This is a genomic window from Streptomyces sp. PT12, assembly GCF_003311645.1.
In the GTDB taxonomy this organism is placed as follows: domain Bacteria; phylum Actinomycetota; class Actinomycetes; order Streptomycetales; family Streptomycetaceae; genus Streptomyces.
The window spans coordinates 1-15,024 of record NZ_QEST01000157.1; the positions used below are offsets into that span (position 1 = coordinate 1).

At 72.9% G+C, this 15,024-nt stretch carries 5 protein-coding genes and 1 pseudogene; 4 read left to right on the forward strand and 2 right to left on the reverse strand.

Annotation, left to right across the window (positions count from 1 at the left end):
- Both DEH69_RS32820 and DEH69_RS32825 read right to left on the reverse strand, forming a co-directional pair.
- On the reverse strand, positions 1 to 1,555 hold a 1,555-nt coding region (locus tag DEH69_RS32820; protein WP_258534750.1), incomplete at its 3' end, for a beta-ketoacyl synthase N-terminal-like domain-containing protein.
- 27 nt (positions 1,556 to 1,582) lie between these two features.
- Positions 1,583 to 8,008: a type I polyketide synthase gene (locus DEH69_RS32825; RefSeq protein WP_113687984.1), complete on the reverse strand. Its 6,426-nt coding sequence runs from the start codon at positions 8,006 to 8,008 to the stop codon at positions 1,583 to 1,585.
- 506 nt (positions 8,009 to 8,514) lie between these two features.
- On the opposite strand from DEH69_RS32825, the pseudogene DEH69_RS17860 reads away from it, so the two are divergent.
- The 4 genes and pseudogenes from DEH69_RS17860 to DEH69_RS17880 form a co-directional block, all read left to right on the forward strand.
- Positions 8,515 to 9,079: pseudogene (locus tag DEH69_RS17860) on the forward strand (transposase); the annotation flags it as partial.
- 831 nt (positions 9,080 to 9,910) lie between these two features.
- Positions 9,911 to 12,823, forward strand: coding sequence for a LuxR family transcriptional regulator (locus DEH69_RS17870; RefSeq protein ID WP_113687986.1), 2,913 nt, complete (start codon positions 9,911 to 9,913; stop codon positions 12,821 to 12,823).
- A 294-nt stretch (positions 12,824 to 13,117) separates the two neighbouring features.
- Entirely contained in the window at positions 13,118 to 13,333 is a 216-nt protein-coding gene (locus DEH69_RS17875; protein WP_113687987.1) for a DUF5988 family protein, read from the forward strand.
- Between the two features lie 262 nt (positions 13,334 to 13,595).
- On the forward strand, positions 13,596 to 15,024 hold a 1,429-nt coding region (locus tag DEH69_RS17880; RefSeq protein WP_147255675.1), incomplete at its 3' end, for a polyketide synthase.

The following is a 15,024-nucleotide window of genomic DNA, read 5'->3' on the forward strand; positions in this document are numbered from 1 at the left end:
CACCACCCACCACACCAGCCCCCACCCCAGGCCGCCCCGCCAAGAACTCCCGCAGCCGCGTGGTCTGTTGCTCCAGTGCCGCGGCGTCCGCGGCGGCCAGGGGCCAGGGGATGACGCCGCTGGCCGCCTCGGCCGACGGGGTCGGGCGGTCCTCGTCGTCGTCTTCGCCCTCGGGGGCCTGCTCCAGGATGATGTGCGCGTTGGTGCCGCTGATGCCGAACGAGGAGACGGCGGCCCGGCGGGGTTCGCCGGTCTCCGGCCAGGGCCTGGCCTCGGTGAGCAGCCGCACCGCGCCGGAGTCCCAGTCGACATGCGGCGAGAGCGCGTCCACATGGAGGGTCCTGGGCAGCACTCCGTGCCGCATCGCCATGACCATCTTGATGATGCCGCCGACGCCGGCGGCGCGCTGGGCGTGGCCGATATTGGACTTGAACGAGCCCAGCCAGAGCGGGCGTTCGGAGTCGCGGCCCTTGCCATAGGTGTTGAGGAGAGCCTGGGCCTCGATGGGGTCGCCGAGCGTGGTGCCGGTGCCATGGGCCTCGACGGTGTGCACCTCGTTGGCGGCGAGGCGGGCGTTGGCCAGCGCCTGGCGGATCACGCGTTCCTGCGCGGGCGCGTTGGGCGCGGTGAGGCCGTTGGACGCGCCGTCCTGGTTGATCGCGGAGCCACGGATCACGGCCAGCACCCGGTGCCCGTTGCGGCGCGCGTCGGAGAGGCGTTCGATCATCAGCATGCCGACGCCCTCCGCCCAGGAGGTGCCGTCGGCGCTGGCGGCGAACGCCTTGCAGCGGCCGTCGGGGGCCAGGCCTCGCTGCCGGCTGAACTCGGTGAACATCTCGGGGGTGGCGAGGACGGCGACGCCGCCGGCGAGAGCGAGGGAGCATTCGCGGCCGCGCAGCGCGGTGACGGCCTGGTGGAGCGCGACCAGCGAGGAGGAGCAGGCGGTGTCGACGGTGACGGCCGGGCCTTCGAGGCCGAAGGTGTAGGAGACGCGGCCGGAGGCGACGCTGGCGTCCTTGCCGGTCATGGCGTAGCCCTCGACGCCGTCGGGGAGACGTCCGAAGGTGCCGCCGTAGCCGTAGTTGCCGGCGCCGACGAAGACTCCGGTTTCGGTGCCGCGCAGCGCCGAGGGGGCGATCCCGGCGCGTTCGATGGCCTCCCAGGAGGTTTCCAGGAGCAGCCGCTGCTGGGGGTCCATGGCCAGCGCCTCGCGGGGCGAGATCCCGAAGAGCCGGGCGTCGAACTGATCGCAGTCGTAGAGGAATCCGCCCTGCCGCACATAGCTGGTGCGGGGGGTGTCGGGCTCGGGGTCGTAGAGGGCGTCCAGGTCCCAGCCCCGGTTGGTGGGGAACTCGGAGATGCCGTCGCCGCCCTCGTCGACCAGCCGCCACAGGTCCTCGGGCGACCGCACATCGCCGGGAAAGCGGCAGGCGATGCCGATGATGGCGATCGGCTCGTGCTCGCGCTCCTCCAGTTCGGTGATGCGCCGGCTCGCCTGCCGCAGGTCCGTGGTGGCCCGCTTGAGGTAATCGCGAAGCTTTTCTTCGATACTCATGTCGGTGTCACTCAATCCAGAGCCGCGTCAGGGGATTTCTATTTCGTCGAGCAGATCGAAGAGTTCGCTGTCGGATGCGGACTCCACGGTGTCGTCGGCCGCCCGTTCCCTCGTTCCGCCCCGGCCGCCGTCCCACTGGGTGAGCAGGGAACGCAGCCGCAGGGTGATCTCGCCGCGCTGGTCCTCGGGGGCGGTGAGGGTGGCGAGGGCGGCCTTGAGCCGGTCGAGTTCGGTCAGCACGGAGGCGGCGGCGTCGCCGCTCTCGTCCGGGGTGATCTGGGCGAGCAGGGTTTCGGCCAGATCCGCTGGCGTCGGATGGTCGAAGGCGGCGGTGGCCGAGAGGCGCACCCCGGTGGCGGCGGCGAGCCGGTTGCGGAGTTCGACGGCGGTCAGCGAGTCGAATCCGGCGTCCCGGAAGCTGCGTTCGGCGGCGATATCGCGCACCTCGCTGTGGCCGAGGACGCCGGCGGCCTGTTCGCGCACCAACTCCAGGGTGATGCGGAGCCGTTCGGCCTCCGGGACGCCGGCGAGGCGGCGCCTGATGTCCTGTGCGTCGGCGGGTCCCGCGGCCGTGCCAGCGGCCCGGCGGGCCGGGGCGTGGACGAGCCCGCGTAGCAGCGGTGGCACGCCGCCCTCGGCGGCGGCGCGGGTGCGGACGGTGGCCAGGTCGAGGCGGACGGGAACGACGGCGGGTTCGCCGAGGTCGAGCGCCGCGTCCAGCAGGGCCAGTCCCTCGCGGGAGCTGAGCGGGCGGACGCCGGAGCGGCCGAGGCGGGCCCGGTCGCTGGCGCCGAGCGTCGCCGTCATGCCGCTGGCCTCCGCCCAGAGGCCCCAGGCCAGGGAGAGGGCGGGCAGGCCACGGGAGCGGCGCTGGCGGGCCAGCTCGTCCAGGAAGGCGTTGGCCGCCGCGTAGTTGCCCTGTCCTGGGCCCCCGAGGACGGCGGTGGCCGAGGAGAACAGGACGAACGCGGTGAGGTCGGCGTCGGCGGTCAGCTCCGCCAGGGCGAGGGTCGCCTCGACCTTGGGCGCCAGCACCCGCTCGACCTGTTCCTCGGTGAGGGAGGCGACCACGGCGTCGTCCACCACGCCGGCGGTGTGCACCACGCCCCGCAGCGGCTGGCCCGGCGGGATGTCGGCGAGCACCTTGGCCAGGGCGGTGCGGTCGGTGACATCGCAGGCGGCGACGGTCACCGAGGCGCCCTCGTCCTCCAGTTCGGCGATCCAGGCGTCGGTGCCTTCGGCGGCGCGGCCCCGGCGGCTCACCAGCAGCAGATGGCGCACCCCGTGCCGGGTCACCAGATGCTGGGCGACCAGTCGGCCGAGGGTGCCGGTGCCGCCGGTGATCAGCACGGTGCCGTGCGGGTCCCAGGTGGCGGGCGCGGTCAGCACGACCTTGCCGATGTGCTTGGCCTGGCTGACATGGCGGAACGCCTCGGGGGCGCGCCGCATGTCGAAGGTGGTGACGGGCAGCGGGCTGAACGCTTCGGCGGCGAACAGCTCAAGGACCTGGCCGAGGATCGCCCCGATCCGTTGGGACGTCAGTTCGGCGATGTCGAAGGTCCGGTAGGTGACCCCCGGGTACTGCTCGGCGATCGCCTTGGGGTCGCGGATATCGGCCTTGCCCATCTCCAGGAACCGGCCGCCGCGTGGCAGCAGTTGGAGGGAGGCGTCGACGAACTCGCCGGTGAAGGCGTTGAGTACGACATCGACGCCGCGCCCTTCGGTGGTGGCGAGGAAGGCGTCCCGGAAGGCGGTGTCGCCGGTGGACGCCAGATGGGCGTCGTCCAGGCCGAGTTCGGTGAGCGCTGGCCATTTGCCCTCGCTGGCGGTGGCGAACACCTCGGCGCCCAGATGCCGGGCCAGCCGCACGGCGGCCATGCCGACGCCGCCGGCGCCGGAGTGGATCAGCACGGACTCGCCGGCCTTGAGCTCGGCGAGGTCCACCAGGCCGAGCCAGGCGGTGACAAAGGCGACCGGCACGCCGGCGGCCGTCTCGAAGGACCAGCCGGCCGGGATCCGCGCCAGGGCCCTGGCATCGGCCACCGCCTGGAGGCCGAAGCCCCGGGCGACCATGCCCAACACGGCATCGCCCACGGCCAGTTGGCTGACCTCCCGGCCGATCTCGGTGACGATGCCGGCGGCCTCGTCGCCGAGCCAGGGCGCGGTCTCGCCCGAGTACATGCCGAGCGCGATCAGCACATCGCGGAAGTTCATCCCGGCTGCGCGGACCGCGATCCGCACCTCGTTCGGGCCGAGCGGCGCGGCGGCCTCCGGGCTGGGCAGCAGCCGCAGGTTCTCCAGCGACCCCGGCTTGGTGGTTTCCAACCGCCAGGGTTCGGCGGGGGGTTGGAGGCCGTCGCCGCCCTCGGAGCGGACCAGGCGCGGGCAGAGCGTCGCGTCGCCGAGCAGCCGCAGCTGCTCCTCGCCGCTGCCGACGGCGGCGGCCAGCTCGGGCAGCGGGCGCTCGCGGTCGGTCTCGACCAGCACCAGCCGGCCAGGGTTCTCCGCCTGGGTGGAGCGCCCCAGGCCCAGCACGGCGGCGTGCCCGAGGTGTTCGGAGCGGGTGACGAGCGCCAGCCGGGCGTCGGCGAACCGCTCGTCGGCGAGCCAGCGGCGCAGCAGCGCCAGGGTTTCGGTGACGGCCCGGTGGACGTCCAGCGCCTCGTCGACGCGGGCGATCACCAGATCGGGCGGGCCATCGGCGGCCAGCCGGTCCAACGCGTCGTCACCGGTGGGGAGTTCGACGGCGCGCGGGGTGCTTGTCGACTCGCCGACGGGGATCCAGTCCACCTGGTAGAGCGATTCGGGGCCGACGGGCGCGGTGCGCAGGTTCTCCACGGAGACCGGGCGGACGGCCAGCGAAGCGATGGCGGCAACGGGCCGTCCGGCGGTGTCGGCGACCGTCAGCGACAGGGCGTCGCCCGCGCCGGGGGCGAGCCGGACGCGGAGCGCGGTGGCGCCGGAGGCGAAAAGCTCGACGCCCTCCATGGCGAACGGCAGCACCGGCCGACCGTCGTTGTGCACCAGGCCGAGCAGCGGGATGGGGTGCAGCGCGGCGTCCAGCAGCGCGGGGTGCAGCCCGAACTCGCCCGGCTCGGTGCCCTCGGGGAGGGCGACCTCGGCGAACACCTCGTCGCCGCGCCGCCACAGCGCGCGCAGCCCGATGAACGCCGGGCCATAGGCCAGGCCGATGGCGGCGAGCCTGGCGTAGGCGTCGGTGAGGTCGACGGGTTCGGCGTCGGCGGGCGGCCACTGCCGCAGATCGGCGCCCGGCCCGGTGGTGACGGTCGCGGCCAGGAACCCGGAGACATTGCGCACCCAGGGGGCGTCGTCCTGGCCGTCGGGGCGGGAGTGCACCCCGATGGGGCGGCGCCCCGTCTCGTCGGGCTCGCCGACGATGATCTGCAACTGTCGGCCGCCGCGCTCGGGGAGGATCAGCGGCGTCTGGAACGTCAGTTCCTCGACGCCAGCGCAGCCGACCTCGTCGGCTGCGCGGATCGCCAGATCGGCGAAGGCGGTGCCGGGCACCACCACGGCGTCGCCCACCAGATGGTCGGCGACCCAGGACGGCGGGGAGGCCGTCAGCCGACCGGTCAGCACCATGCCGGCGCCGTCGGCCAGTGGGACGACCGCGCCGAGCAGCGGATGGCCCGCCGACCTGGCGCCGAGCGCGGCGGCGTCGGTGCCGCCGACTCTCGGCCGCACCCAGTAACGCCGGTGCTGGAAGGAGTAGGTGGGGAGGTCGACGCGGGCGCCGCCGGGGTGGAGCGCCGCCCAGTCGACATGGGCGCCGGCCGTCCAGACCCGGGCGGCGCCCTCGATCGCGGCCAGCGGCTCGGGGCGGTCCTTGCGCCGCAGCACGCCGACCACCAGGTCCTCCGGGGTGTCGACGGCCTCGACGGCGAGTCCGGCGAGGGTGCCGTCGGGGCCGATCTCCAGCGCCTGCCGGACGCCTTCGGCCTCGAAGACCCGGACCGCGTCGGCGAACCGCACGCCCTCGCGGGCATGCCGCAGCCAGTACTCGGGCGACGCCAGATCGCCGTCGGCGGCGCGCCGGCCGGTGAGGGTGGAGACCACCGTCAACTGGGGCCTGTGGAAAGTCAGTCCGGCCAGAACCGTACGGAAATCGGCCAGCATCGGGTCCATCAGCGGCGAGTGGAAGGCGTGGCTGACCCGCAGCCGGCGGGTGCGCACGCCGCGTTCCTCGAAGTCGGCGGCGATCGCGGTCACCACCGGCTCGGCGCCGGAGATCACGGTGGCCTCGGGCCCGTTGACGGCGGCGACGCCGGCGACCTCGCCATGGTCGGCCAGCAGCGGGACCACCTCGTGTTCGGGCGCGGCGATGGCGACCATCGCGCCGCCCGCTGGCAGCCGCTGCATCAGTCGGCCCCTGGCGGCGACCAGGGCGGCGGCGTCCGGCAGCGAGAGGATGCCGGCGACATGGGCGACGGCGATCTCGCCGACGGAGTGGCCGGTGAGCAGATCGGGGCGGACGCCCCAGGAGGCGATCAGCCGGTGGAGGGCGACCTCGAAGGCGAAGAGCGCGGGCTGTGCCCACTCGGTGCGGTGCAGCCTGGCCTCGTCGTCGCCGAAGACCACCTCGTTCAGCGGGCCAGGCAGCAGCGGGTCGAGAACGTCGGTGACCTCGTCCCAGGCGGCGGCGAACACCGGGAAGGCGGCGCGTAGTTCGCGGCCCATGCCCAGGCGTTGGGCACCCTGGCCGGCGAAGAGCAGGCCAAGTCGGCCGTCGCCGCGAGCGGTGCCGCTGAGCACTCCGGCGCGTTCGGTGCCCTCGCCCAGGGCGCGGAGCCCGTCGAGCAGCCCCTCGGGGGCGTCGCCGACCACCACGGCGCGGTGGGCGAGGGTGGCCCGGGTGGCGGCCAGGGACCAGCCGATGTCCCCCGGATCGGCTCCGCCGCCCGCTCCCTCGACGAACTCCCTTAGGCGCACGGCCTGTTCACGGACGGCCTCGGGCTGGCCACCGGAGAGCACCCATCCGAAGGCGGCGGGGGTTCCGGCGGTCTCGGGGGCCGGGGTTTCGGCTTGGGCTTCCGCTTCGACGGGGGGCGCGTCGGCCAGGATCAGATGGGCGTTGGTGCCGCTGATGCCGAACGAGGAGATACCGGCACGGCGCGGCGCCTCACCCCGGGGCCAGGGCCTGGCCTCGGTGAGCAGGGCGACCTCGCTGTCCGCCCAGTCCACATGCGGGCTGGGCCGTTCCGCGTGCAGGGTCCTGGGCAGCAGCCCGTTGCGCAGCGCCATCACCATCTTGATGACGCCGGCCACCCCGGCGGCGGCCTGGGTGTGGCCGATGTTGGACTTCACGGTGCCCAGCCACAACGGGCGTTCGGCCGGCCGGTTCCGGCCGTAGGTGGCGATCAGCGCCTGGGCCTCGATCGGGTCGCCGAGCCGGGTGCCGGTGCCGTGCGCCTCCACCACGTCGACGTCGGCGGCGCCGATCCTGGCGTCGGCCAGGGCGCGGCGGATGACCTGCTCCTGCGCCTCGTCGTTGGGGGCGGTCAGGCCGTTGGACGCGCCGTCCTGGTTGATGGCCGAGCCGCTGATCACGGCGAGCACCTGGTGGCCGTTGCGGCGCGCGTCGGAGAGCCGTTCCAGCACGATCATGCCGACGCCCTCGGCGGGGCCGAAGCCGTCGGCGTCCTCGGCGAACGCCTTGCAGCGGCCGTCGGCGGCGAGGCCCTGCTGGCGGCTGAGGTCGACGATCCAGTTGGGCGCGGACATGATGGTGACGCCGCCGGCTAGGGCGAGGGAACATTCGCCGTCGCGCAGCGCGCGGGCGGCGACATGCAGGGCGACCAGCGACGAGGAGCAGGCGGTGTCGACGGTGACGGCGGGCCCGCGCAGTCCGAAGGTGTAGGCGATCCGGCCGGACATCACGCTGGTGGTGTTGCCGACGGCGAGATAGCCCTCCAACTCCTCGGCGGACGCGTCGCCGTGCCGGGGGGCGTACTCCTGGGGCGCGGCGCCGACGAAGACGCCGATGTTGTCGCCGCACAGCGCGGTGGGGGGCAGTCCGGCGCGCTCCAGGGCCTCCCAGGAGGTCTCCAGGAGCAGCCGCTGCTGCGGGTCCATGGCCAGCGCCTCGCGAGGCGAGATGCCGAAGAGTTCGGCGTCGAACTCGCCCGCCTCGACGAGGAAGCCGCCGGCCCGCACATAGCTGGTTCCTGGGGTCAACGGGTCGGGGTCATAGAGCTGTTCGAGGTCCCAGCCCCGGTCGTCCGGGATGGGGGCGATGCCCTCGGCGCCGTCGGCGACCAGTCGCCACAGGTCCTCGGGGGAGGCCACCCCGCCGGGGAACCGACAGGCCATGGCGACCACGGCGATCGGCTCCCGCTGCCTCGCCTCGGTTTCGGTCAGCCGCTGCCGGGTCTGCCGCAGGTCGGCCGTGACGAGCTTGAGGTATTCGCGGAGCTTTTCTTCGTTAGCAGACATCGGAAAGCCACTCTCCACAAGGAAAGCCGAATGGGAATCACGGCGACGTGCCGGGCGGTCAGGCGGTCGGACATCCGGCCTATGTCGGGTGGGTGAAAGCCAAGAACGAGTCCTCACGCGCGGCGCTGTGGACCTCGGTCAGATGGCCCCATGCTGTTTCGTTGCCCGGGTGGATGTCTGCGTGTCACTTCTCGCGCTCCCCCGCGCTCTTGCCCACCGATTGTGTGCCGGGCGAGACGCCGCTGCTCTGGGGACCGACCCCAGGCGGGACCCTAGTACTGCGTGGTCGCACGGGGTGAGGGCCTCCGACGTGCGCGGAACGGGGTCAGTGTCACCCCGGCTCCCGGGAGTTGACACCCCCGGGGCACCCTGGGACAGCCCGGAGTCGGCGGCCCCGGTGACCCCCTCCGGCTCTCCTCGCGCGCGCCCCAGGGCGATTCCGAAAGGTCTTCGGACGCGATCCGGGACGTGCTCCCGATCATGTGCCGAGCGTGTGGACGCATTGTCGCCTGCACCGGGCGGTGCTCGACGAACTCGCCGCCAGCGGGCTTCTCGTCCTGTCCCGGGTGGGTCTCGACTCCGCTCACGTGCGGGCCAGAAAAGGGGGCGAACTCACAGGTCCGAGCCCCGTGGGCCGGGGTAAGCCCGGTTCCCGGATGCACATCCTGTCCGATGCGAACGGACTGCCTGTCGTGGGCTGTCTCAGGTGGCAACGCCCACGACAGCGAAGGACGAAAGCCCCTGCTCGCCGGTCTCCAATCGAGACACGACCCCGAACGCGGCCGGCAGTACCGGCCCGGCAAGGTGCACGGCGACAAAGCATGTGAACTTCCTGACCTGGGTAGATGGCTCCGCGGTAAGCGCATCGTCGTCCGGATCGCTCACAAGGGAGTGGAGTCCAGCCAGCGGCTGGGCCGTCACCAGTGGGTGATCGAACGCACGATGTCCTGGCTATCCGGCTACCGGCGCCTCTCACCCCGCTACGAACGCCATCCCCGCGACTACCTGGCCTTTCTCGGCCCCGCCGCCGCCCTCACCTGCGACAAACGCCTCCGCCGACTCGCCACGTAGGACTACGTAGGACACGGTCTTAGCAGCACACCTTGACTCCGCCCATGAAGTGCCGTATTCGGCACCCACACACAGGCCCACCCCGGGGGTGCGCAATACCCTTCCAACCGTTTCCCAAGGGGAAGCGGAGGAATCCGTTCGACAGCCCGTGATCAGGCCGTTTGCACACGCTGGCACCCACAACAGGCAGTGAGGGAGGGGCAACGAGCGGCGACGAGGCGTCGGCTCCCGGGGCGGCCGACCGCGGGGCGGCGAAGGCGCCCGGCGGCCACCCTGAACCGCCGACAGCGGCGCGACCGCGCTGTAAACTCCCTGGCCAGTTGGGGTGCGTCGGCTCGCAACTCAGGGGCCGACTCGCCGCGTTGTGCGTGGATTCCCACCGTTTCCTGTGATACTCGCGACCCCGGGTGACCCCGGAGGTACGCTCGACCGGTGCGACCCCCACGGCTAACTCGACGACGATACGGCGGAAAGTCGATTGCCATCGCGAACCATGGCTCCACTTCCCATCCCGAGAGACTTGGGATATCGTTGTTCGCGCTTGGTCCTGCTGCGCCGCTCTGACCCAGCGGCCTGACCAAACTGTTTAGTTACACCGAAATGTACTCGGTGTTAACAGTTTTACGGGGAGATCTTCTTATGGTGTCCTGCGCTCCATCGTGCCGCTCCGATTCCTCCTGTCCCACCTCGCTTCTCGCGTGTTTCCACGGGTCAACAAACACCAACAGACCCGTGTCTCGTCTCTAGTCCGCTGGCCATCAACGCCACACGTTCTGGCGCCATGCGAAACACGCCTGCCCGGGGTCGAGGAATTCGGCCGACTTCAAGGAGATGAGTACATTCATGCTCGCGGGAGCCAACTCGGCCGTTCGGATCGACGAGCCGTCACTGATCGAGCGTGACGAGGAACTGCGCGTCCTCGCCGGGACACTGGACGACCTACGCACCGGGAGCGGCGGATTCGTCCTCGTCGAGGGGCCGTTCGGAACCGGCAAGAGCGCGCTGCTGCATATCCTGCGGCAGGGCGCCGAGGCGGCCGGGTTCACCGTCCTCCAGGCCAGGGGCAGCGCCTTCGAGACCGGCCACCCCAACGGCCTGGTGCGGCAGATCCTGGAGCACTGGCTCGCCTCCGCCGCGCCGCCGCAGGGCCGGGGGCCCGCCGATCCGGCGACGCTGCTGACCCCGCTACTCGACTCCCCCGAAGCCCTCGACAAGCCGGGCGGCCCCAGCTGGGGAATCCCGGATCCGGAGCGGCAGGAACGCGAACACGACAGACTGCTCAGGCTGTTGGCCGATCTGGCCGACACCAGGCCACTGGTCCTGCTGCTGGACGACCTGCATCTGGCGGACTCCGCCTCGATGCGCTTCCTCGGGCGCCTCGGCGGCCTGATCGCCCAGCACCCCGTTCTCTGCTGCGCCACCGCGCCTCCCCCGGCACGTTCGGGCCCCCGGCTCGGCCTGGACGAGCTCCCCGTGCAGACGCTGCTCGCCCCGGCGGCCCCCCGTTCCCTGGTCCTCGACCCGCTCAGCGAGGACGGGGTGTGCGCCCTTCTCGCGTCCGCCGTGCCGGGGCAGCTCTCCGCCACCTCGGTGCGCGCCTGCTACGAGGCGACCGTGGGCAACCCGTTCTTCCTGCGGGAGTTGGTCGGCGAACTCGGCGGCGGGCTCGCCGACCCCGCCCGGATATCCGCCGCGGGACCGCGCACCGTCGCCCGCCGCATCCTGCGCCGGGTGCACCATCTGCCACGGCGCGGCGTCAACGGCGCGCTGGCCGCGACCAACGCGCTCGCCGTGCTGGACGTCGCGGACAGCGTCGAACAGCTCGCCACCGTCGCCGATCTCAACCCGGCCGAGGCGGCGCACGCGGTCGTCGCGCTCCGCGCCGCGGGCGTCGTCGACTGGGCCGAACCGCCACGGTTCGCCGCCCCCATCGCCCGCAACGCCGTCTACACCCATATGGCGCACGCCTTCCGCTACCGCGCCCACTACGCGGCGGCCCAGGTCCTCACCGACCAGGGCGCGCCGCCGCAGCGGATCGCCACCCATCTGCTGCATGTGCCACCTTCCACCGACGGGCGCGCCGTGGAGACGCTGGTCGCCGCCGGCCGGGCCGCGCTCGGCGAGGGCGATCCCGCCCGGGCCCTCTCCCTGGTACGTCGCGCCGCCCGGGAGAACGTCCCGAGCCGCACGCTGCCCCGGCTGCTGGCCGTGCTGGGCGAGGCCGAACACCGCACCGGCCATCCGCAGGCCGTGCACCATCTCAGGGACGCCATCAGCCTGACCCCGGAACCGGCCGAGCGCGCCCGGGTCGCGCTGCAGCTGGGGGCCGCGCTCACGGTCGCCGCACGCCACGAGGAGGCCGCCGAGGTCTATCGCCGGGCCCATGCCGAACTGGGCGGCGAGCACCCGAAGTTGGCCGCCCGGCTGTGCGCGGCGCACAGCCGGCTCGACCATCTGGGCGCCACCGGCCGAGGCAGCGTCCCCGAGCTGGTGCGGGAGCTGGGCGCCACCTCCCGCGCCACCATCGGCGAACGGACCCCCGACGACGCGCACTCGCTGGCGCTCGGCGCGGCCCGCGCCCTGCTCAGCGGGGCGCCGGGGCACCGCGTCATCCAACTGGTCGACCAGGCCCTGACACACGACCACGTGATCCGCCACTCCGAGGACGACACCCGGGTGCCCTGGTTCCTGGCGTACTGCCTCTACAGCTGCGACAAGCTCGCCGAGGCCGGCACGATCCTGGACGACGCCATCCAGCAGGCGGTGAGCGCCGGCGTCGACTCCCGGGGGCTGCGCGCCCTGCGGGCCCATGTCAACCTGCACCGGGGGATGCTGTCGGAGGCCAAGAACGACGCCAGCGCCTCCCTGGAGCAGTGCACGGCCGGCGAGGCCGACGCGCTGGGCCGCTCCTTCGCCGTGCTGGCCCTCACCGATCTGCTGATCCTGCGCAACCAGCCGGACATGGCGGCGCGCGTCTTCGAGGAACACGGCGGCTGGCACGACCCCGGGACCAGTCGGCTGGGGGATATCGCGCTGCTGATCGGCCGCCGTCATCTGCACGCGGTCAGGGGTGACTCCGAGGCCGGGATGCGGGATGGCGAACGCATCCTCTCCCTGCTCAGGGAGACCGGCTCCACCACCCCCGCGCTCACCCCCCTCCCCAGCATGGTGGAGAACCTGGTGAGCCTCGGCCAGCTGGATCGGGCGCAGGCACTGGCCGCCGAACACCTCGCCGACGCACGCTCGTTCGGCACCCACCGGATCGTCGCCCGCGCCCTGTACGCCTATGCCCGCACCCGGGGCGGCGACGACGCCATCGAACCGCTGGAGGAGGCCGTCGAACTGCTCGACGGCTCGCCCGCCATCGTCGACCGCTGCGCCTGCCTGCTGCAACTCGGCGCCGTGCTGCGGGACACCCGGCGCACGGCGCAGGCCAGGCGGCGGCTCAGGGAGGCCGACGAGGTGGCCGAGACGATCGGCGCCACCGCGTTCAGCGGCGCGACCCGACGCGCGCTGGCCGCCCTGGGGGGGCGGACCCGCGACACCGGGCGGCCCCACACCTGGGGGCTCACCCCCAGGGAGCACCGGGTCTCCGTCCTCGCCGCCGAGGGCAAGCGCAACCACGAGATCGCCAGCATCCTCTTTGTCACCGTCAAGACCGTGGAATGGCACCTCAGCCAGGTCTACCGCAAGCTGCACATCGACTCCAGAAGCGAACTCAGCCGCGTGCTCAGCCTCGGCTGACCCGCCCCGGGCCGTCCCAGGACTGGGGTGGTGGCCGGGGGAGCGCCCCGAGTCGCCGGCGGTCGCCGGCCGCGCAGAATGACGGTGCGGGCGATGACGGCCATGGCCGACCTCGTCGAGCCAAGTCCCTCGGAAGTTCCCCCGCTTCCGAGGGACTTGGCGTTCGTCCCGGTCCTTCACCGCTTCGCCCCGCCCGTGATCCGACCAACGCCGTGCCCACCGCTTCCGGGCATGTGCGGCATGTCGGAACCCGCGTCTGCCCTTCACCTCAACAGGCAACGGAGTGTGCATCGTATGGCGCCCGGTGAACCCAATGTCATCCTGCGCGGCGGCCCGGTCCAGATCACCGGCCGGTCGCAGCTGCGGTACCACCCGAACGTCGACGAGACGATCAAGATCTCCGTCGGAAACGCCTATGAGCACTATCTGCCCACGCCGGAGACGGTGGAGCACGACGGCAGAAGGCTCACCGTTTTCGAGTGGACCCGACGCACCTATATCGCCGAGTGATCCCGGCCGCCGTCGGCTGACCCGGCACGGCGCCCGCGCCTCGGGGACGGCCCCTCCCGCCCCGGGGCGCGGGCCTGTCCGCCTCCCGGCCCGGCTGGGGTCGACCCGGGGGCCGGCACGGGGCGCACCGAGGCCGGGCGGACACAGAATCGCAGGCGGCGTCCGCATGCCGCGCGAACAACGCCGACCGCGCGCACCATCCCGTGCGCGCACCCATGAACGCGCCCATGAACAGCCCAGGACAAACGGGAGTTCAGGAACTATGACCGTCCAGAAGTCGAAGGCGTCGGCCGAGTCCGCGCGCTCCGGAGCCAGCCATCTCCCCGGTGCGCCAGCGCCGCGCGGCGGTGACCCCATCGCCGTGGTCGGCCTCGCCTGCCGGCTGCCAGGGGCCCCCACCCCCGCCGACTTCTGGCGGCTGCTGCGGGTCGGCGACAACGCCGTGCGTCCGCTGCCCGACAGTCGACGCCGGGCCCCGGGCGGCGACCTGCCGGGCGAGGCACCGGCCGGCTATCTGGACCGGGTCGACACCTTCGACGCGACGTTCTTCGGCATCGCCCCCCGCGAGGCGCGGGCCATGGACCCGCAGCAGCGGCTGATGCTGGAGCTGGCCTGGGAGGCGTTGGAGCACGCCGGCATCGTGCCGGGCACCCTGCGGGACAGCCGCACCGCCGTGTTCGCCTCCACGATGTGGGACGACTACGCCGAACTGGCCACCGCGGGCGGCGCAGACCACCTCGGCGCCTACAGCTTCGCCGGCACCCGTCGCACCATGCTGGCCAACCGCGTCTCCTATCTGCTGGGCCTCAAAGGCCCCAGCCTCACGGTCGATTCGGGCCAGTCGTCCTCCCTGGTGGCGGTGCATCTGGCGTGCGAGAGCCTGCGTCGGGGCGAGGCGACGGCCGCCCTGGTGGGCGGCGTCAACCTGATCCTCGGCGAGGGCTCCATCGCCACCTCGGCCAGCCTGGGCGCGCTCTCCCGCAGCGGGCGCTGCCATACGTTCGACGGGCGCGCCGACGGCTATGTCAGGGGCGAGGGCGGCGCGGTGTTGCTGCTCAAGCCGCTCTACCTGGCGCTGGCCGACGGGGACCGGGTGCACGGGGTGATCCTCGGCAGCGCCGTCAACAACGACGGGGGCGGCGACAGCCTGGGCACCCCGCGCGGCAGTGCGCAGGAGGAGGTGGTGCGGCTCGCCCACGAACGCGCCGCGACCAACCCCGAGCGGGTCGGCTATGTCGAACTGCACGGCACCGGCACCCCCGTTGGCGATCCGATCGAGGCCGCCGCCCTGGGGGCCGCGCTGGGCACGGGGCGCCCGGCGGACGAGCCGCTGCGCGTCGGCTCGGTGAAGACCAATATCGGCCATCTGGAGAGCGCGGCGGGCATCGTCGGGCTGCTCAAGGTGGTGCTCAGCATCACCGGCGGCGAACTGCCGCCCAGCCTCAACTTCGCCGAGCCCAACCCGGACATCCCGCTAAAGCGCCTCAACCTGCGGGTCCAGGCCGAACTGGGCCCCTGGCCGGGGAACGGCGCGGAGCCGCCGCTGGCCGGCGTCTCCTCGTTCGGCCTGGGCGGCACCAACTGCCATGTGGTGGTGGGCGGGTTCACTCCCGTCGACGGCGTCGCCGCGCCTGCCGATGTTCCGGCGTCGGGGGTGGTGTGGCCGTTGTCGGGGGCGTCGCCCGAGGCAT